22 protein-coding genes are annotated in these 18,722 nt (G+C 70.9%); 9 read left to right on the top strand and 13 right to left on the bottom strand.

Annotated elements, in window-relative coordinates; translation table 11 throughout:
* Window positions 1-187: 187 nt before the first annotated feature.
* Both proP and AFM16_RS01295 read right to left on the bottom strand, forming a co-directional pair.
* Complete coding sequence (proP, locus tag AFM16_RS01300; RefSeq protein ID WP_370627989.1) at window positions 188-1,573, bottom strand: glycine betaine/L-proline transporter ProP; 1,386 nt, start codon at window positions 1,571-1,573, stop codon at window positions 188-190.
* Between the two features lie 217 nt (window positions 1,574-1,790).
* Window positions 1,791-2,300 carry a GNAT family N-acetyltransferase gene (locus AFM16_RS01295; RefSeq protein ID WP_078631757.1) on the bottom strand — a complete coding sequence of 170 codons (510 nt, stop codon included), beginning with the start codon at window positions 2,298-2,300 and terminating at the stop codon, window positions 1,791-1,793.
* 23 nt (window positions 2,301-2,323) lie between these two features.
* On the opposite strand from AFM16_RS01295, the gene AFM16_RS01290 reads away from it, so the two are divergent.
* On the top strand, window positions 2,324-2,860 hold the full coding sequence (locus tag AFM16_RS01290) for a MepB family protein (protein WP_030788906.1): 537 nt from the start codon (window positions 2,324-2,326) through the stop codon (window positions 2,858-2,860).
* 216 nt (window positions 2,861-3,076) lie between these two features.
* Window positions 3,077-4,291 (top strand): MFS transporter, encoded by a 1,215-nt coding sequence (locus tag AFM16_RS01285; protein WP_030788903.1) that lies wholly within the window; start codon window positions 3,077-3,079, stop codon window positions 4,289-4,291.
* A gap of 103 nt (window positions 4,292-4,394) precedes the next feature.
* Here AFM16_RS01285 and AFM16_RS01280 read toward each other — a convergent pair whose 3' ends face one another.
* The 3 genes from AFM16_RS01280 to AFM16_RS01275 all read right to left on the bottom strand — a co-directional run bounded on the left by AFM16_RS01280 (window position 4,395) and on the right by AFM16_RS01275 (window position 5,831).
* The gene (locus AFM16_RS01280; RefSeq protein ID WP_078631755.1) at window positions 4,395-4,694 is read right to left on the bottom strand and encodes a hypothetical protein; all 300 of its coding nucleotides are present in this window, start codon (window positions 4,692-4,694) and stop codon (window positions 4,395-4,397) included.
* Window positions 4,695-5,050: 356 nt separating this feature from the next.
* Window positions 5,051-5,206, bottom strand: coding sequence for a DUF6131 family protein (locus AFM16_RS39255; protein ID WP_167797134.1), 156 nt, complete (start codon window positions 5,204-5,206; stop codon window positions 5,051-5,053).
* A 94-nt stretch (window positions 5,207-5,300) separates the two neighbouring features.
* The gene (locus AFM16_RS01275) at window positions 5,301-5,831 is read right to left on the bottom strand and encodes a winged helix-turn-helix transcriptional regulator (RefSeq protein ID WP_078631753.1); all 531 of its coding nucleotides are present in this window, start codon (window positions 5,829-5,831) and stop codon (window positions 5,301-5,303) included.
* 135 nt (window positions 5,832-5,966) lie between these two features.
* Between AFM16_RS01275 and AFM16_RS01270 the strand changes: the two genes are divergently transcribed.
* Both AFM16_RS01270 and AFM16_RS01265 read left to right on the top strand, forming a co-directional pair.
* The gene (locus tag AFM16_RS01270; RefSeq protein WP_078631751.1) at window positions 5,967-6,479 is read left to right on the top strand and encodes an SRPBCC family protein; all 513 of its coding nucleotides are present in this window, start codon (window positions 5,967-5,969) and stop codon (window positions 6,477-6,479) included.
* Entirely contained in the window at window positions 6,479-7,528 is a 1,050-nt protein-coding gene (locus tag AFM16_RS01265; protein ID WP_078631749.1) for an LLM class flavin-dependent oxidoreductase, read from the top strand. Before AFM16_RS01270 ends, AFM16_RS01265 begins: the two co-directional genes overlap by 1 nt.
* An 18-nt stretch (window positions 7,529-7,546) precedes the next feature.
* Here the strand turns inward: AFM16_RS01265 and AFM16_RS01260 are convergent, their stop codons facing one another.
* The 3 genes from AFM16_RS01260 to AFM16_RS01250 all read right to left on the bottom strand — a co-directional run bounded on the left by AFM16_RS01260 (window position 7,547) and on the right by AFM16_RS01250 (window position 9,709).
* The gene (locus AFM16_RS01260) at window positions 7,547-8,404 is read right to left on the bottom strand and encodes an oxidoreductase (RefSeq protein WP_209313210.1); all 858 of its coding nucleotides are present in this window, start codon (window positions 8,402-8,404) and stop codon (window positions 7,547-7,549) included.
* A gap of 5 nt (window positions 8,405-8,409) precedes the next feature.
* Complete coding sequence (locus AFM16_RS01255) at window positions 8,410-9,285, bottom strand: DUF3626 domain-containing protein (RefSeq protein WP_078631747.1); 876 nt, start codon at window positions 9,283-9,285, stop codon at window positions 8,410-8,412.
* A gap of 76 nt (window positions 9,286-9,361) precedes the next feature.
* Window positions 9,362-9,709, bottom strand: a complete 348-nt coding sequence (locus AFM16_RS01250) for a hypothetical protein (protein WP_245177591.1) — start codon at window positions 9,707-9,709, stop codon at window positions 9,362-9,364.
* Between the two features lie 222 nt (window positions 9,710-9,931).
* Between AFM16_RS01250 and AFM16_RS01245 the strand changes: the two genes are divergently transcribed.
* Window positions 9,932-10,768 carry an endonuclease/exonuclease/phosphatase family protein gene (locus AFM16_RS01245; RefSeq protein WP_078631743.1) on the top strand — a complete coding sequence of 279 codons (837 nt, stop codon included), beginning with the start codon at window positions 9,932-9,934 and terminating at the stop codon, window positions 10,766-10,768.
* Window positions 10,769-10,777: 9 nt separating this feature from the next.
* Here the strand turns inward: AFM16_RS01245 and AFM16_RS01240 are convergent, their stop codons facing one another.
* The 3 genes from AFM16_RS01240 to AFM16_RS01230 form a co-directional block, all read right to left on the bottom strand.
* A complete protein-coding gene (locus AFM16_RS01240; protein ID WP_078636795.1) occupies window positions 10,778-11,140 on the bottom strand; it encodes a VOC family protein in 363 nt (120 codons plus the stop codon).
* A 45-nt stretch (window positions 11,141-11,185) separates the two neighbouring features.
* Window positions 11,186-12,388, bottom strand: a complete 1,203-nt coding sequence (locus AFM16_RS01235; protein ID WP_078631741.1) for an MFS transporter — start codon at window positions 12,386-12,388, stop codon at window positions 11,186-11,188.
* 155 nt (window positions 12,389-12,543) lie between these two features.
* Window positions 12,544-13,236 (bottom strand): TetR/AcrR family transcriptional regulator, encoded by a 693-nt coding sequence (locus tag AFM16_RS01230; protein WP_078631739.1) that lies wholly within the window; start codon window positions 13,234-13,236, stop codon window positions 12,544-12,546.
* 53 nt (window positions 13,237-13,289) lie between these two features.
* On the opposite strand from AFM16_RS01230, the gene AFM16_RS01225 reads away from it, so the two are divergent.
* The 3 genes from AFM16_RS01225 to AFM16_RS01215 are packed head-to-tail and all read left to right on the top strand — an operon-like array spanning window position 13,290 to window position 15,943.
* Window positions 13,290-14,408, top strand: coding sequence for an FAD-dependent oxidoreductase (locus AFM16_RS01225; protein WP_078631737.1), 1,119 nt, complete (start codon window positions 13,290-13,292; stop codon window positions 14,406-14,408).
* A 45-nt stretch (window positions 14,409-14,453) separates the two neighbouring features.
* Window positions 14,454-15,230 (top strand): methyltransferase domain-containing protein, encoded by a 777-nt coding sequence (locus AFM16_RS01220; protein ID WP_078631735.1) that lies wholly within the window; start codon window positions 14,454-14,456, stop codon window positions 15,228-15,230.
* Window positions 15,230-15,943, top strand: coding sequence for a hypothetical protein (locus AFM16_RS01215; RefSeq protein ID WP_078631733.1), 714 nt, complete (start codon window positions 15,230-15,232; stop codon window positions 15,941-15,943). Before AFM16_RS01220 ends, AFM16_RS01215 begins: the two co-directional genes overlap by 1 nt.
* Here the strand turns inward: AFM16_RS01215 and AFM16_RS01210 are convergent.
* Window positions 15,936-16,625, bottom strand: a complete 690-nt coding sequence (locus AFM16_RS01210) for a TetR/AcrR family transcriptional regulator (protein WP_078631731.1) — start codon at window positions 16,623-16,625, stop codon at window positions 15,936-15,938. The genes AFM16_RS01215 and AFM16_RS01210 overlap by 8 nt on opposite strands.
* A gap of 161 nt (window positions 16,626-16,786) precedes the next feature.
* On the opposite strand from AFM16_RS01210, the gene AFM16_RS01205 reads away from it, so the two are divergent.
* Entirely contained in the window at window positions 16,787-18,280 is a 1,494-nt protein-coding gene (locus AFM16_RS01205; RefSeq protein WP_078631729.1) for an MFS transporter, read from the top strand.
* Between the two features lie 145 nt (window positions 18,281-18,425).
* On the opposite strand, the gene AFM16_RS01200 is transcribed toward AFM16_RS01205, so the two are convergent.
* Window positions 18,426-18,704, bottom strand: coding sequence for a GlsB/YeaQ/YmgE family stress response membrane protein (locus AFM16_RS01200; protein WP_030788847.1), 279 nt, complete (start codon window positions 18,702-18,704; stop codon window positions 18,426-18,428).
* Between the last annotated feature and the right edge of the window lie 18 nt (window positions 18,705-18,722).

Here is an 18,722-nt window from a genome sequence, read left to right as displayed (position 1 = left end):
CGCTACGGCGTGACGCCGGTTGCGTTACGGCGCGAGGCCGGGTGCGCTTCCGCGTGAAGCCGGATGCCAGGCGTGTGGAGCCCGGTTGCAGGTGAGCCGGACCGGGCGTCGGGCGTGCGGAGCCGCGTGCCAGGCGTGCGGGGTGTGCTCGATGAGCCGGCCCAGCCCCGCTCGGGCCCCGGGGGCCTCAGCCCTCCACGGCGGGTGCCGAGCCGGGCAGCGGACGTCCCGCCGACTCCGCCATGAACCACACCGCCACACCACCGACGACGGCCGCGGCCATCATGTAGTACGCGGGCATCATCATGTTGCCGGTCGCCCCGATGAGGGCGGTCACGACCAGCGGCGTGGTGCCTCCGAAGACCGACACGGAGACGTTGAAGCCGATCGACAGCGACCCGTAGCGGACCTTCGTCGGGAACAGCGCCGGCAGCGCGGCCGGCATCGCCGCCGTGAAGCAGACCAGCAGCAGCCCCAGCGCGCCCATGCCGAGCGCCACCGCGACCAGGCTGCCCTGACGGATCAGCAGCAGCGCGGGAACGGACAGCACCAGGAAGCCCGCACAGCCCGCCGCGATCACCGGCCGGCGGCCCACACGGTCGGTCAGCGCGCCCGCGAAGGGCTGGACGGCCATCATCAGCACCATCACGCCGAGCACGACGAGCAGGCCGTGCGTCGCGTCGTACTTCAGCTCACTGGTCAGATAGCTCGGCATGTACGACAGCAGCATGTAGTCGGTGACGTTGAAGACCAGCACGAGGCCGACGCAGAGCAGCAGCGCACGCCACTGGCCCGTGATCATCTCGCGCAGCGGGGTCTTCGGGCGGTTCGACTCGGCCTTCTCGAGCTCCGCCGCGAACGCCGGGGTCTCCTCCAGCCGCATCCGCAGATAGAGCCCGATGAGGCCCATCGGACCCGCGATCAGGAACGGGATCCGCCAGCCCCAGCTCAGCAGGTCCTCGGTGGACAGCAGCGCGGTCATCAGCGTGACCAGGCCGGCACCGCCGATGTACCCGGCGAGGGTGCCGAACTCCAGCCAACTGCCCAGGAAGCCGCGGCGCTTGTCGGGCGCGTACTCGGCGATGAAGGTGGACGCGCCCGCGTACTCGCCGCCGGTGGAGAAGCCCTGCACCAGCCGGGCGGCCAGCAGGAGCAGCGGGGCGCCGACGCCGATCGAGGCGTAGGAGGGGATGAGGCCGATGGCGAACGTGCCCGCGGCCATCATGATCATCGTGAGCGCCAGCACCTTCTGACGGCCGACACGGTCGCCGAGCGGACCGAAGACCATCCCGCCGAGGGGGCGGACCAGGAAGGCGGCGGCGAAGGCGCCGAAGGTGGAGAGGAGCTGGGCGGTCGGGTTCCCGGACGGGAAGAAGACCTTGCCCAGGGTGACCGCGATGTAGCTGTAGACGCCGAAGTCGAACCATTCCATCGCGTTGCCCAGCGCGGCGGCCTTCACGGCACGCTTCACGAGCGCGGGGTCGGTGACGGTGACGTCGGCGTTCTCCGGAGCGGTCGGGTGGACCGGGACCGGGTGGATCGTAGGGGGAGGGGTGACTGTGGCACTCGCCAAGACTTCGCTCGCCTACTTTCGTCGGGGGCAGGGACGGGTCTGCTCGACGGCGCCGGCGGCAGGCCAAGGAGCGACCATAGGCGGGCATGTCCCCCTTACGGGTCGTAGGCATTTCATTGCATGCTGCACGTAAATGGGGCGTGGTCAGGGACGTCCGTACGTCCGGAAGGCCGCCTGGACGCCCGCCGCTGTGACCCATCTCGCGCCCCGCGCGCTCCTACGGGATCGGGAACTCCAGCTCGGGACGGTCCCACGCCACCGCGGGCGGATTCGCGGCCACGGTCCCGGTGCGCACCGCGCCCACGCCGAGGTAGAACCCCTCGGCGGGCGGATGCGACACGACCCGGACCCGGTCGAGCCCGGCGGCCCGGGCCTCGGACGTCATGTGCGCGACGAGCAGCCGCCCGATGCCGAGCCCCTGCGCCCGGTCGGCGACGAACAGCAGATCCAGCTCGGGCGGCGCCAGCACGAGCGAGTAGAACCCGAGGACCTGTTCCTGACCGCGTTCGTCGAGGCTCACGGCCACGAAGACCCGGTGGGCCTCGATGTACGCGGAGCCGACCCGGTAGCCCTCGACCATCGGCGCGTACGGCCCTTCGTAGGCGCGCGAACCCCGCACGAGCCGCGTGAGCCGCTTGGCGTCCCGCGCCACGGCCCGCCGGATCGTGACGGACCCGTCGGCGGCAGCGGGGGTAATGATCAGCTTCACCAGGAGAGTATTACGCATGGCGGGCGTGACAGGGTGACCGCATGACGACGAACCCCCTGTCCTGGTCGGACATCTCCTCCGTCCACGCGGACCTGCGCGCGGCGAAGGCGCTCGTCTACGACCCGTGTGGCTTCACCTGCTCGCGGCCCGTGCCCGAGGCCGAGAGCGCCGAGTACGCGGCCCACGCGTTCACCCTCGACGGCCGCGCCGTCCGCTTCCGTACGGGCAAGACGACGCCCACGAAGGTCGGTCAGTTCGTCACCGTGTGGAAAAGGTCCCCGGGCGGACCCATCCAGCCGTTCGACGTGACGGACCCCGTCGACCTCTTCGTCGTCAGCACCCGCGATCGGCAGGGCTTCGGCCAGTTCGTGTTCCCCAAGGACGCGTTGCGCGCGCACGGCGTCGTATCGGCGGCCGGTTCCGGAGGGAAACGCGCTTTCCGCGTCTACGCGCCCTGGGTGACGACGACGAACCGCCAGGCTGGCAGCGCGCAGGCATGGCAGGCGGACTTCTTTCTTTCTATGGGAGAGGGAGGGCCGTGCGACCTGCCCCGCGCCCGGAAGCTCTACCAGGGGTAGGCGGGCAGCCGAGTGTGACCGAGGCCATATTTCCCGTGGTCCGATCTTGGAATGCGCGGGCCCCCGCCGCCGCTGGACTCCTTGTGGGCCTTCCCTGTCCTGGGGGGCGCACCGGGCAATGGTGGCCGGCGCGACTGGCCACCGGAGCGGGCGACGACGGTCCCCGTCCGCTCCGCCGCGTCCCGGATCGCCGCCCGTGAAAGGTATTACCGCTCCATGCCACTGGCTCTGCTGGCCCTCGCTCTCGTCGCGTTCGGCATCGGTACGACCGAGTTCGCCACGATGGGGCTGCTGCCCCAGATCGCCGACGGGGTCGGCGTGTCCGTGCCGCACGCCGGCAACGTCGTCTCCGCGTACGCGCTCGGCGTCGTCGTCGGCGCACCCGTACTGACCGGCATCGGGGCACGCATCCCCCACAAGCGGCTCCTGCTCCTGCTGTCCGGCCTGTTCGTGGTCGGCAACATCGCCTCCGCCCTGGCCCCCAACTTCGGCCTGCTGTTCGCCGCGCGCTTCCTGGCGGGGCTGCCGCACGGGGCGCTGTTCGGCGTGGGTGCCGTCGTCGCCTCCCGGCTGGTCGCGCCCGAGCGGGCCGGGACGGCCGTGTCGCGGATGTTCCTCGGACTCACCGTCGCCAACATCGTCGGCGTCCCGGCCGGTACGGCGCTCGGGCAGCAACTGGGCTGGCGGTACGCCTACTGCGCGGTCGCCGTCATCGGCCTGATCGCCCTGGCCGCGCTCGCCGCCTTCGTCCCCCACCAGCCGCGCGGCCGGCAGGCGGGCATCCGGCACGAACTGCGGGCGATGGGCAACCGGCAGGTCGCCCTCGGCCTGGCCGTCGCCGTCGTGGGATTCGGCGGCTTCTTCGCCGTCTACAGCTATCTGGTGCCGATCCTGACGCACCTGACGGGCCTCGCCGAGTCCTCGACCACGTGGGTCCTGGCGCTCTACGGCGGCGGAATGACGGTGGGCACGCTGATCGCGGGCCCGCTGACCGACCGCGCCCTGCGCCCCACGCTGTACGGCGGGCTGGCCCTGCTCGGCGCGTCGCTGGTGACGTTCTACTTCACGGTCCACAGCACGGTGCCCGCGCTGGTGACGCTCGCGGTCATGGGTGCGATGGGTGCGATGGTCACCACGCCGGTGCAGATGCTGCTCATGGCCAAGGCGAAGAACGCCCCGACGATGGCGGCGGCTTCGAACCACTCCGCCTTCAACCTGGCCAACGCGGGCGGTGCCTGGCTGGGCGGCCTGGCCATCTCGGCCGGGTGGGGCTGGGCTTCACCCGCCCTGGTCGGCGCGGCCCTCGCCGCGGCCGGCCTGGGCCTCGCCTTCCTCAGCGGGGCCACGGACCGTGACAACGGCGCCTCGGAAGTGGTCACTTCGTCGGGCGCCGAGACGGCGACGGAGGCCGGGGAGGTCGCACCGGCCTGACGGACGCGGGCCCTCGCGACGGGGGTGAGTGCGGGGGCCTTCCGCGTCCACCGGTCCTTGTGTACCGGTCCACGCCTACGGGTCGTTGCCTACGGGTCGTTGCCTACTGGTCCTTCTTCTTGGTCTGTTCGAGACCTTCGGAGAACAACTCCGTGTACTCCTGGACCGACAGCCCCAGGCATTCGGCGGGCACGGCGTCCTGGTCGGTCATCTCGGGGGCCCAGCCGGTGGGCTGGGAGCCTATCGCGATGGCCCAGGCGTCCACGCAGGCCTGACGGGCCTCCGCGGCTGACAGTGTCGGCGACGACGAACCGTCCGCATCGCCGGCGCTGTCGGACGACGAGCAGCCGGTGACGGCGAAGCAGGCGGCGGTGGTGAGCAGAACGGCGGATCTACGGAGCATGGGTGTTCCCCCCAGCGACTCAGTGGGTGCTGGCTGAGTGTAAGCGTCAGAACACCCTGCGCGGCCAAAGTGTGAAGTGTGTGATCGTTCTGTAACTGTCGGTGTGATCCACACCGCCCTCACCAGCCAGAACGGTCATTCGGGCCACGGATTGATAACGCGTACGAGGAATCCCTTGGCGGCCGCCCGAAAGCGAACTCGGCATATCGCTCGCGCAGTTCTGTGCGTGATGGACCACGAAGCGACTCTGCTTGCACACGGATCGTGGTCTGCGTGAGCGGGTTCGGCTCTCTGGCACTGATCTTGCGGGTTCTTCTGACGATCGTGCTGCGCGAGGGGTAGGGGACTGTCTCAGGTCACCAGTAGTGGCGGCGGCCGGCGACGGCGTGGTCCAGGCTGCCGAGGATCCACAGGACCGCTCCGACGACCAGGAGGATGACTCCGATGGTCCACAGGACGGCGATGCCGGTGATCAAGCCGATGACGAGCAGGATGGCGCCCAGGATGATCATGTCGTCCTCCTCGGGGGAGTGGTGGGCTGCCCGACCCGAGTACCCCTCCGGACGCACCGGATGTCCCCTGCGGATCCTGTGATCCGGTCCGGGCTCAGGCCTCGGTCGCCGGAGGCTCCGCCGCCTCGTCCAGTTTGAACCGTCGGCGGACGTCCGGGCGGTCGAGCAGCTTGCGCGGGTAGCCGGGGCCGGGGCGGGCCGTGACGTCCTCCCAGGCGAGGGGCTCCTTGCAGTGGGAGCAGACCACCTCGCCGTGGGCGTCGTGGCCGCAGGTCTCGTGACGGGTGATCACCGGCGGACCCGCCTCGTCCGCCAGCCACCGGTCACCCCAGTGCGTCATCGCGAGGATCACGCCGTAGAAGTCACGCCCCGACTCGGTCAGCAGGTACTCGTGGCGGACCGGCTGGGTGTCGTACGCGCGCTTCTCCATCAGCCCCGCCTCGACCAGTCGGCGCAGCCGCTCCGACAGGGTGTTGCGGGCGATGCCCAGCTCCTGCTGGAACGCGTCGAACCGGCGCACCCCGTAGAACGCCTCCCTCAGCACCAGGGGACTCCACGCGTCACCGAGCAGATCCATGGTCCTGGCCACCGAGCAGGGCCAGTTCGCGAACGACGTACGCCTCATACCCCGATGGTACGAGTCCTTTGACGAAACTCAGCAGGCGACCGGTACCGGACAGCATGCCGCCCGGACCTTGCGCGAGTGAGTCTTAATAGGCAACCATGCAGGTCATCGAGCGAGAGAGAGGGGATCGACGGCATGGAGTGGACGGGACAGGTCTACGCGGACACCCCCACCGTCTCCGCGGAGGCGTACATCGACGCGCCGCCGGAGCATCTGTGGGGCTTGGTGAGCGACATCCATCTGATGCCCAGGCTCAGCACCGAACTGCGGCAGGTGGAGTGGCTGGACGGCGCGACCGGCCCGCGGCCGGGCAACCGTTTCCTCGGACGCAGCACCCACCCCGCGCTGGGTGACTGGGAGACGGCCAGCACGGTCGTCGACTGCGAGGAGCCGCACCGCTTCGCCTGGGCCGTGGGCGACCCCGCCCGTCCGGCCAGCGTATGGCGGTTCACCCTGCGCCCGGAGGGCTCGGGCACGGTGCTGGAGCAGTGGGCGCAGATGGGCCCGGACCGCTCCGGCCTCAGCGCGGCCATCGACGCGATGCCGGACAAGGAACAGAAGATCGTGTTCGTACGGCTGCGGGAGTTCGAGGCCGGGATCAAGGCCAACCTCGCCGCCGTCAAGGCGCTGGCCGAACGGGAGATGTGATGCGCACCGCGACCACCGTCGAGGCGTCCGGCGGCGCCTGGGGCGAGATCGTCGAGTTCGTCGTGGAGGCCGAGAAGCTGGGCCTGGACATCTGCTGGGTGGCCGAGGCGTGGGGCAGCGACGCCCCGTCCCCGCTGGGCTATCTGGCCGGCCGCACCGAACGGATCCTGCTCGGCTCGGGGGTGATCCAGCTCGGCACCCGTTCCCCGGTCACCGTCGCCCAGACCGCGATGACGCTCGCCCACCTGTCCGACGGCCGCTTCCGCCTCGGCCTCGGGGCGTCGGGACCGCAGGTCATCGAGGGCCTGCACGGCATACCGTTCGCACGGCCGCTGACCCGGATGCGGGAGACCGTCGAGATCGTCCGCAGCGCCTTCGGCGGCGAGAAGATCCGCTTCGAGGGCCGTCAGTACACCATCCCCCTCCCGGACGGGGAGGGCCGCCCGATGCGGCTCAGCGTGCCGCCGGTGCAGGTGCCGGTCTATCTCGCCACCCTGTCCCCGAAGATGCTCGAACTCACCGGTGAGATCGCCGACGGCTGGCTCGGCACCAGCTTCGTGCCCGAGGGCGCCGACGACGCCTACTTCACCCACCTGGACAGCGGCCTGGCCCGCGCCGGCCGCACCCGCGACGACCTGGACGTCTGCCAGGGCGCCGAGATCAACATCGTCGCGGACGAAGGGCAGTTGGCCGAGGTCGTCGGCAGCCGCAAGAAGGAACTGGCCTTCTCCCTGGGCGGTATGGGCTCCGGTTCCACCAACTTCTACAACAACGCCTACAGCCGCCAGGGTTGGGCCGACGTCGCCGCCCGGATCCGCGAACGCTGGCAGGCCGGGGACCGCGCCGGCGCCACGGCCCTCGTCACCGACGAGATGGTCCTCGCCACGACCCTGATCGGCACCGAGGACATGGTCCGCGCCCGGCTCGGGGACTGGCGCGCCGCGGGCGTGGACACCGTCCGCCTCTACCCGGCCGGCGACACGCTCGCGGCACGGTTGGACAACCTCGGACGCGGCATCGACCTGGTCCGCGCCCTGAACGCGCGCTAGAAACCGGGCTCGTACGCCTCAGCCGAGCGCGGCGATGTCCTCCGCGCTCAGCGTCAGCTCGCCGGCGGCGACGTTCTCCTCCAGATGCCCGACCGAGCCCGTGCCGGGGATGAGGAGAACGTTCGGCGAGCGGGCCAGCAGCCAGGCCAGCGCCACCTGCGGCACGGACGCGTGATGGCGAGCGGCGATGCCGTCCAGGTGCTCGGCGGTGACCGGCTGGAAGCCGCCGACCGGGAAGAACGGGACGTAGGCGATACCGGCCTCGGCGCAGGTGTCGATGAGGGGATCGTCGTCGCGGCGGGCCAGGTTGTAGAGGTTCTGGACGCAGGCGATCGGCGCGACCTCACGTGCCTGGGCGAACTCCTCGGCGGTGACGTTGGAGACGCCCAGATGCCGGATCAACCCCTCCTCGCGCAGCGCCAGAAGGGTCTCCAGCGGCCCGGCCAAGGACGTCCCGGCGCGCTCCAGGTCCCCCATCCTCAGGTTCACCAGATCCAGACGGTCCACGCCGAGCGAGAGCAGGTTGGCCTCGACTCCCCGGCGCAGATTGTCGGGCGTCAGGCCGGTCTTCGCCGCGTCGGGCAGCGCGATGTCGGGCCCCTCGACCAGGGCGCCCACCTTCGTGGCGATCACCAGGCCGTCCGGATAGGGGTGCAGCGCCTCCCGGATCAGCTCGTTGGCCGCGACGCCGTCACGGGCGTAGTAGTGCGAGGTGTCGATGTGGTTCACACCCAGCTCCACGGCCCGGCGCAGGACGGCGAGAGCCGTGTCCCGGTCGGGCCGCTCACCCCTCGGCCAGCCGGTCAGCTTCATCGCGCCGTAGCCGATCCGCGCGACATCCAAGTCGCCACCGAGAGCCCATCGTTGTGTCGTCACGCCGATCACCCTAGTGCCGCGCGAGGTGCACACACGTCGGAGGACACTCCGTACCGCGCGAGGCAATGCCACACCTTCTTCACCGCCTGAGGATCGAAACGACCGCTGCGCGCGGCGTCCCCGACGATGCGGGGATCGAGGACACCGTCGACGGCGATCCGCGCGCCCAGATCGACGTACTCCTGACCGCGGTAACCGGGATGACGGCGAAGCTCGTCGACGGTGAGCCGAAACCCGGGATGCCACTCCACGGGACACCCGAGCGCCAGGGCGGCGGCCTCGACGCCCGTACCCCGATAACAGGGATCGAGGACCAGCGCCTCCACATCCGGCCGCCCGAGCCGCACCGGCCCATGCACCTGTGCCTCGATGTAGTCGTCAAGGTCATCCTGCCGGTCGGCGAGAGCAAGCTCCACGAGCCCCATCCGGTCCGCCACTCCGAAATCCGTGGGCTCGACGCAACTGTCCGGATAACAGAACGTGGTCCGCGCCAACGTCCCGACGGCCAGCCGAAAATGCGCCGACCCGAACCGCGGGGCCCCGCCGAACGGCTTCCGCCGAAAGTTCAACGCCCCGTAGACCGGCCGCTCATGAGCGGCCCCGCCGTCATACGCCCCGCCGAACATCCGGCTCTCCCAACGCCACCGGTCCCCACCGGGATACGCGGTCAGCCCACCGTTGCTGGTCCCCGTGACGAACTGCGACCGATACACGCCGTCCGCGGCCATACCCTCCAGAACCCACGCCCCACCGCGCACCAACCGATCGGGATGAAAGTTGAGCGTCACCCGCAACGCCCCGTCCAACACGCCCCCCGACGCCAACCCGGCCACGTACTGAACCGCCCGCTCCTGCACCGTCGGACGAACCACGGAATCCATCCGCACAGTGTTCCTCGGGTGATTGGTGGGGCGCACGCGGATTCTTCGGCGTAGCGGAAGCCGTCGGCGCGGACGCCTAACGGCGAGTAGCCGCGGCAGAAATGCCGGCCCTTCGAAGTGCGCGGGCCAGGTGTTCCATCTCCGGAAGCGTGCCTGAGCAGTCACCGTCCAGCACACGGTGCAGCGTCGCCCTGGCTTCGATCAGGTCGATGCCCAACTCGGCGCGCAGCACGCGCATGATGGTGACGCTCCTTGCCGACGGAGGGTCTACCTGAAGCCACGCGGCGCCGTGTTCGGCGAGCATCTGAGCCCGCCGTTCTGCCGGCATGGCACCGGCACCACCGCACACGGCTTCGGCAAACCCACAAGCGGAGCACGTCGACTCGACGTCCCAACGCAACTGGTCACCGACCAGGGCCTGCACGCCCCAGCACTCCATCTCCGCATCGCAGGTCTGGCACGCGGCGGAGTACCTGACAGACTCAAACACCGTCCACGCCTCCCCTCCCCACCGTCTGTGGACCTTCACGGCAGGGACGTTACCCGGCGGTTCCGAGGTGCGACGACAGGTTGCCGACAGCGCCGTCACGTAGGCTCGGACGTGGTGACGTCGGTCGCCCCGGGTTCGCACACTGAGGAGGCGGCGGTGCTCGGAAAGGGCACGCGGTTGTTCGTGGGCGCCCTCGCGGTGGTCTGCGTGGTGCTCCTCGGCCGTAGTGGATCGGGTGATGGCTTCGACGGCACGTCGCTGCCCGCCGGGGGCGCCCGGGACACCGTCGCGAACCGTGTCATGACGTGGAACATCTGCAACCCCTGCGACGAGAGCAACGCCGACCGCGCCGCCGACATCGCCACCTACGCACCCCAGGTGATCGGACTGCAAGAAGCCTGCGTGCGGGACGTCGAGAGCATCCGGGACCAGCTCAAGAGCAGGTACGGGCTCGTGTACCACGTCGAGTACGGCAGCGTGCTGCGGAGCTGGAGCCGCTGTGGGGGAGCGCCGTGGAGCCCGGGAGGCTACGGCTCGGCGCTCCTCTCGGCGGCGCCGATGACCGACGTCGTCAAGACCGAGTACCCGGACGGCGGATCCGAGGACCGCGGGTACATGGAGGTCACCACCACGGTCGGCGGCCAGCGCGTCCGGGTCTTCGTGACGCACCTCGCCGAACGGCGCCAGGAAGCCGTCCGCGCGGACCAGGTCGGCGTCCTCGCGGCAGAGGTCGCCCGGCACAAGCGGGCCATCGTCCTCGGCGACTTCAACGCGGTGCCGTACGCCTCCGAACTCACCCGCATGTGGGCCCTGGCCGACGACGCCGACCCCCAGTGCCGTCCGGGCTCCGACGGCACCTGCGAGGTGACCACCGACTGGGAGAGCAAGTTCGACTACATCTTCCTGCGCGGCATCACCCCGCTGAAGCAGCACGTACAGCCCACCGCGCACTCGGACCACCACCTGGTCCGCAGCGACCTGGACCTCGGCTGAAACGCCACGTCACCCGCGGTGTGTCAGCACGTTGATCACCCGGCCGTTGGGGTCACGCACGAAGAACCGCCGCACTCCCCACTCCTCGTCCCGCAACGGGTGCACGATCTCCGCGCCGCTCTCCCGCAGTGCCTCGTAGGCCGCGTCGACGTCGTCCACCTCGACACTCAGGTCGGGCGTGACCGGGGCCGTCTTGTCGTGGGTCATGAAACTGACCTGCGCCGTCGGGTCGGACGGCGAACCGAGCGTCATGATCCAACCGTGATCCATGACCTCCTGGAGGCCGAGCAGACCGTAGAACGCCCGGCTCTCCCGCACCGCCTCCGCGCCCCCCTCCGCCCGGATATTGGGTACGACACGACGAACAGTCATGGGCATCTCCTGACGAATCGGCTGCATCCATGATCCCTGCCCCCCTCACGGCCCCCGCAACTCCGGGCGGCGGGCCAGGTGGAGGGCGACGGCCGTCGAGACGGCGATGACGCAGCCGACGAAGATCAACCCGGCGCCGCGCAGCCCGACGGCCACCGTCAGGGCGCCGATTCCCACCACGGGGAGGGAGATACCGACGTAGGCGGTGACGAACAGCGCGGAGATCGTCGCGCCGCGCTGCCGGTCGGGGGCGGCACGGGAGACCTCGGCGACCGACGCGCGGAAGGACAGCCCCTGCCCCATGCCGGCCACGACCGCTCCCGCGACCAGCACCCCGAGGGACTCCACCAGCAGCGAGGAACCGATCAGGACCAGCCCGACGACCAGGATCGCGCAGCCCAGCGGCAGGGCGCGGACGGGGCCCACGCGTTCCATGAACAGTTGGCCGGCGGTCGAGGCGAGGAACACCAGCAGAACGATCGCGCCCTCCACGGCAAGGTTGTCCACGCCCAGATACTGCGCGGCGAACGCCGGTGCGACCGCGGTGAACAGCCCCAGCACCGAGAACCCGGCGAACGAGGCCAGCGCGGCGGGCGCGAACACCGAACGGGCCTCGGCCGGTACGACCATGCCCTGCGGGCGCAGAGCAGGCCGCGGCACCGGACGTTCCACGGTCTCCGGCAGCGCCGCGAGCAGGACCACGGCGACGACCAGCAGCCCGAGATGGACCAGGTAGGGCAACCGCAGCGGGTACGGGGCGTACTCGGCGAGGACCCCGGACAGCAGCGGCCCGCACCCCAGCCCACCCATGTTCGCCGCGGTGGCCGCGAACGCCGCCCGCCGCCGCTGCCCCGTCTTGGCGAGTTCGGTGACGGCGGCGGTCGCGGCCCCGCTGAGCAGCCCGGCCGCGAACCCCGACAGCAGCCGCCCCAGGAACAGCAGCGGCAGCCCGTCCTCGAAGAGGAAACAGACCGCCGAGAACACGGACAGCACCAGCGCCACGAAGATCACCGGTCGACGGCCGACGACGTCCGAGAAGTTGCCCGCCACCAGCAGAGCGGCGATGACGCCGACCGCGTAGACGGCGAAGATCACCGTCACCATGAACTGCGAGAAGCCGATCTCCTCGCGGTAGAGCCCGTACAGCGGGGTGGGCAGCGTCGTACCGGCCATGCCCACCGCGAAGACGACCGCCGCTACGGCGTACCACGGACGGTCGGACCGGACCTGCCGCTGGGATTTCGCCATGCCTTCCGTCCCCTGGGTAGGTGGTGAGCGGCGGCGCGCCCGGGACGCCGGAAGGCCGCGGCCACGTCACCTTAAGCGCACTGTGCTGCCCGCATTCCGCTGTGCTGACGGTGTGTCATGGGAAGGTGTGCGAACCCCGGGTGACGGGGATCAGGTCATCCCCGCGGCGGGCTGAGTCTGGCGGCCACGGCGTCGAGGACCCAGTCCAGACCGGTCGTGAACGTCGTCTCGGCGTCGACGTCTGTGCCGTCGTACACGGCTTTGGTGAGAGCCGGGAAGCCGCCCGTGGCCAGCAATTTCGTCAGACGAGGGCCTGAGGCGCGCTGCCAGTCGTGCTTGGACAGGCCCGTCGCGCGCTCGGCCCGCAGGTTCGCGATCTCGCGTCTGATCGCGCCGGTGAAGTAGGCGCTGACGGTCTCCACCGCGCGCATGACGGTGTCGATGTCGGCGAGGCCGTCGAGCGCGGACAGGGTGGCCTCGGCGACGGCGAGGCCGTTCGGGCCGAGGGCCGGGCGGCCGCCGAGCAGGTCGGCCAGCCACTCGTGACGGAGCGCGGCCTGCCGGGTGCGATGGGCGAGGGTGCCCAGCGCCTCGCGCCAGTCACCGGGCCGTTCCTCGGGGAGGATCTCGGCGTAGACCTCGTCCAGCATGAGGTCGAACAGCTCCTCCTTGGTGGCGATGTACCCGTACAGCCGCATCGGGCCGGCGTTCAGACGGGCGGCGACCTTGCGCAACGACACCGCGTCCAGCCCGCCCTCGTCGGCCAGGGCGACGGCCGCGGCGACGATCCGCTCACGGTCGAGCGGCGCGGGTCGAGTCGGCGGCTCGGGCCGGTCCCACACAGTCATGGTCACACCATACTGTTGCGATACGACGTATCGAATCAATACAGTGTATCGACATGAGACATCGCATCGCCGTGGTGGGGAGCGGCCCCGCCGGCCTCACCTTCGCCCGCGTCCTGCACCGCCACGGCCACGCCGTGACGGTCCTGGAACGCGACTCCGCCCCCGACGCCCGCCCACCGGGCGGCACGCTCGACCTGCACGCGGGGCTGGGTCAACTCGCCCTGGAAAAGGCGGGGTTGACGGCAGACTTCCAGGCGTTGTCCCGCCCCGAGGGGCAGGCCATGCGCATCCTGTCCCCGGACGGGACCGTCCTGCGCGACTGGCGACCCGGCCCGGAAGAGCGGGCCAATCCCGAGATCGACCGCGGACAACTCCGCGACCTGCTGCTCGGTCCCCTCGACGTCCGGTGGGGGAGTGGCGTAACGCAGGTGGTGCCGGGTGCCCGGGGCGGCGCGCGGGTCGTCCTCACGGACGGACGGCAGGAGGCGTACGACCTCGTGGTCGGCGCGGACGGGGCCTGGTCCCGGGTCCGGCCGGCGGTCTCGCCGGTGACGCCGCACTACACGGGTGTCACGTCGGTGGAGACCTCCCTGGACGACGTGGACCGCCGCCACCCGGACCTCGCCCGTCTGATCGGCGACGGTTCCCTCGCCGTCTACGGTGTGAACCGGGCCCTCGTCGCCCAGCGCAACAGCGGGGGCCATGTGAAGGTGTACGCGCAGTTCCGCGCACCGCTGGACCGGTACGCGAACCTCGGCCCGGCCGACGCCGAGACCGTACGATCGAGCCTGCTCGCGCTGTTCGACGGCTGGGCCGCGCCCGTCCTCGAACTCCTCCACCACGGCACGGCTTTCGTCCACCGCCCCCTCCACGTCCTGCCCGTGTCCCACACCTGGACCCACACACCCGGGGTGACGCTCCTGGGCGACGCGGCCCATCTGATGCCCCCGTTGGGAGCGGGCGCGAACCTCGCGATGCTGGAAGGCGCCGAACTGGCCGAGTCCCTCGCCACCGACCCCGACGAACTGGACGACGCCGTCCGCGCCTTCGAGGAACGGATGTGGGAACGGGCCGCCGGATGGGCGAGGATCACGACGGCCGGCCTGGAACGCCTGGTGAGCCCGGACCCCACCCAAGCCCTGGCCCTCTTCGACGAGGTCCAGCCGTCCTGAGCGCCAAGCCCTCTTTTCTCCAGGGGAGTTGATTGACTGCTCCCCATGACCTCATCAGTCTTCGAGTCGGCGACCCCCGACCCGATCGCCTACCTCGACCGGGTCGCCGCGACCGGTCTCGGCCGCTCCTACAAGGAGCGCATGCTCCACGAACTCGCCATCCGCCCCGGCCATACGGCGCTCGACCTGGGCTGCGGCCCCGGCACCGACCTCGCCTCACTCGCCCGAGCGGTCACCGAGACAGGCAAGGTGATCGGCATCGACCACGACCAGGCCACGATCGACGTGGCGAGAGAACGCACCGCGGACCAGCACGCAGTCTCCGTGCGACGCGCCGACATCCACGACCTGCCGCTGCCGGACCACACCGCCGACCGCGCCCGCACCGACCGGGTCCTCCAACACGTCGCCGACCCGGCGGGAGCGCTCCACGAAATCCACCGCGTCCTCCGCCCCGGCGGGCGCCTGGTCATGGGCGAGCCGGACTGGGAGACCCTGACCGTCGACCATCCGGACGGCCAACTCGCCCGCGCCTACACCCAGTTCGTCACGGACGAGGTCGTCCGCAACTCCCGCATCGGCAGACAGCTTCCCCGACTGGCGACGGCGGCCGGCTTCACAGTGCCCTCGGTCATCCCGATCACCCCCGTCTTCCGCGACGCCGGGGCAGCCGACAAGATCCTCGGCCTGGAACGCACGACACAACGCGCGGTGGCGGCCGGCTACTTGACCGAGGACGCGGCCCGACACTGGCTGGACCACCTCTCCACGGGGCCCTTCCTCGCGGCGGTGACGTTCTACATCGTCGTCGCGGAGTCGTAGTGGAACGGCACGCCGTCCTGAGCAGCCTCGCCGCGCGCGGCACCGGCACCGCGCCGCAGCGACTCACCGAACTCGCCCTCGAACTCGACATACCGGCCGCCGACCTTCTCGTTGTCGCGGGCCACCCTGTGCCGGCGGAACTCCTTCCCCCGAAGCGCGACGCCGTGGTCATGAGGGAGTTCGCGTACCGCGTCAGCCACTGCGATCACTCACAGCTTGCCGCGCTGGAGGTCTTCGCCCGCTCGCTGCCCCGCGTCGCCGTCCGCGAACCCTTCGTGGAGCCGGCGTGGCCGGGCCGCCGTCCCGCCGAGACCAGGTTTGCCGCCGTGCTCGGTGAGCTGCTGCGCAACCGTGGCTTCGGTGTCCGCGAACTGCCTTTCATGGGGCTGGCCCGCAGCACGCTGTACCAGATGGTGTGGCGCTGGGATCCGAGTCCGCACCGTCGACAGCAACTCTCCGCCGTGGCGGGGCCGCTCGGGTGGACGCTGCCCGATCTCTTCGCGGTCGCCGATGAGCCGTACTCGACGGAAGTCCGCCCGATGCTGCACTGCCACCACCTCGGGCGGGTCTTCGCGGCGGCCGTGCCCCTGACCACCGCTCAGTTGATCGAGGTCGCGAAGGAAGCGGACCGGTTGAGCGTGCGGGAGGATCACGGCGCATGGCAGCCCGTCTCGGAGGGCTTCGCCGACGAGTGCCCGGACTTGCTCAGGTAGCCGGGGGAGTCGGGAGCAGCGCCGTCAGCAGGGCCTTGAGTGCTGTCGGGTATGTGTCGGCGGGGTCCGGCTCGGTCGTCGCTCGTACGCGGGCCAGGGCCGGGAGGGCGGTGGGGTCCAGGGAGGCGATGGCGAGGTCGCGTTGCGTGGGCCGGCGGGGCGGGGTCAGGGGGTGTTCGTTGAGGAGTTCGCCGGTGGTGAGGTGCCAGCAGGCGCTGTAGGCGAGGGACGCCTGGCGTTCGGTGAGACCGGCGGCGAGGAAGTCGGCGAGGCAGGCGTCGCTGAAGGGGAAGGCGTTGCGGGCGACCAGTTCGCCGCGGATCAGGACGTGCAGGACCCAGACGTGTGCGGCCATGTAGTCGTGGGCCGTGAGCAGCCTGGTGTAGAGGCGTTCCGCGGGCGTCGCGCCCGGTACCTCCACCGGCAGCCGGGACGCGATGTCCTCCAGGATCGCCAGCAACAGCGCGTCGCGGTCGGCCACATGGCGGTAGAGCGAGGGGGCCGCCGTCCCCAGTTCGGCCGCGACCGCGCGCATGGTCAGCGCGTCGAGTCCCTCGCGCTCGATGAGCCGTCGGCCGGCTTGCGCGATGGCCTCCGGGGTCAGGCCCGGTCGCGGCTGTGACCTGGGAACTCCGCGCCGCTTGCGTGCGGGGTCGGGGCCGGCGGTCTGTGCGGGGGGCATGAGGTCATCCTGCCAGTTCCGGGAAGTGGATTCGTCGTTCGGTGGTGGTTAGGTAAGCCTTACGCGTACATTGTTCGCGTCGCGCTTTCGCAGCGCGTCAGCAGGCGTCGACACGCGTCAGCACGCCTCCGCACACCGCACCCCGAACGGGAGTACGCGCCATGGCCAAGAGCACGGGACCCGCAAGAACCTCCGACCTGCCCGACAGTTCCTCAGGCCCCCGCCCCGGCCTCGTCCTCGCCACCGCCTGTGTCGCGCAGGTGATGGTCGTCCTCGACGTGAGTGTCGTGAACGTGGCGCTGCCCTCCATCGCCACCGATCTCGGCTTCGCGCCCGGTGGACTGTCCTGGGTCGTCAACGCCTACACGCTCGTCTTCGGCGGACTGCTCCTGCTCGGCGGCCGGTTCGCCGACTTCGTCGGACACCGTACGGCGATGCTGCTGGGCCTCGCGGTCTTCGGCGTCACCTCGGTCGCCGGCGGTCTGGCGCAGACGCCGGGGCAGCTCGTCGCCGCCCGCGCAGGCCAGGGCCTGGCCGGTGCGCTGCTCGCCCCGCTGAGCCTGGCGGTCATCATGGTGACCTTCCGCGACGGCACGGCCCGTACCCGAGCCGTCGGCATCTGGGCGATGGTGGCCGCCGCGGGCAGCGCGCTCGGAGTGCTTCTGGGCGGGCTGCTCACCGAGTGGCTGTCGTGGCGCTGGGTCCTCTTCGTCAACGTGCCGATCGTGGCCCTCGGCCTCGCCCTCGCCTGGCTGTCCCTGCGGCAGGGGCGTGCCACCCGCGCCGGCCGGCTCGACCTGCCCGGCGCGCTCCTGGCGACCGTCGCCGTGACGGCCCTGGTGAACGGTCTGATCCGGGCCGGTGAGCACGGCTGGGGCACGGCCGGCACCCTCGTCTCCCTCGCGACGGCCGTCGTGACCGGCGCCGCCTTCACGGTCTGGGAACTGCGGACCACCGCCGAACCCCTCGTGCGCTTCGGGGTGTTCCGCGCCCGCTCGGTGTGGGTGGCCAACCTGATCGTCGTCTTCATCGGCGCCGCCACGGTCGCCGGGTTCTACTTCGCCTCGCTCTTCCTCCAGAACGTGCTGCACTACTCGCCGCTGCGGGCCGGTGCCGCCTTCCTGCCGTTCTGCTTCGGCACGATCGTCGGATCGATGCTCTCCGGCCGGCTCACCGCCCGCTTCGGCACCCGCCCGGTCCTGACGGTCGGTCTGGCGCTCGGCGCGGTCGGCATGCTGCTCTTCAGCCGGATGGACGCGGACTCCACCTTCGCGAACGGCTTCCTGCTCCCCTCGCTCGTCGCCTCCACCGGCGTCGGCCTGTGCATGGTCGCCAACACCTCCCTGGCCACGTCGGGAGCCGCCGCCGGGGACGCCGGACTGCTCAGCGGGCTCATCAACGCGGGCCGCCAGATCGGCGGAAGTCTCGGCCTCGCCGTCCTCACCACGGTCGCCGCGACGCGCGGCACGCCCACCTCCGCGGCCGAACAGCTCCATGAACTGGTCGCCGGTTACGACCGGGCCTTCCTCGTCACCGCCGGGTTCTGCGCCGTGGCCGCCCTGACCGCCGCCCTCTTCGCGCCCGCCGGTCGTCCGACCCGGCCGGCCGGGCCGGAATCCGCGTCCGTCCCGGAGGGCGACCCCGCACGGGCCTGACCGGCCCTCCCCGGCCGGGCACTTGGCCGTACGCCGACGGCTCCCGCCTCGTACGTGGGGAGGGAGCCGTCGAGATGCCCGGCGCGTCACCGGTCGGCGCGTCACCGGTCGGCGCGTCACCGTCGGTGGGTCACCGGTCGGCGGGTCAGGCGTGGCGGTGCGAGCGCCGGTTGCCCGTGATCAGTCGGTACAGCGCGAGCAGGATGAACGAGCCGACGATCGCGGCGATCCAGGTGGAGAGGTCGAAGAACCCGTCGATGGAGTCGACCCCGAAGATCACCTTGCCCAGCCAGCCGCCGAGCAGACCGCCGGCGATACCGATGAGCATGGTGACGATGACGCCGCCCGGGTCCTTGCCCGGCATCAGTGCCTTGGCGATGGCGCCCGCGAGCAGGCCGATGATGATCCACGCGATGATGCCCATGACGGTCTCCGCTTCGTC

The organism is Streptomyces antibioticus (genome assembly GCF_002019855.1).
GTDB classification, from domain to species: domain Bacteria; phylum Actinomycetota; class Actinomycetes; order Streptomycetales; family Streptomycetaceae; genus Streptomyces; species Streptomyces antibioticus_B.
This window is presented reverse-complemented; position numbering and strand designations above follow the sequence as displayed.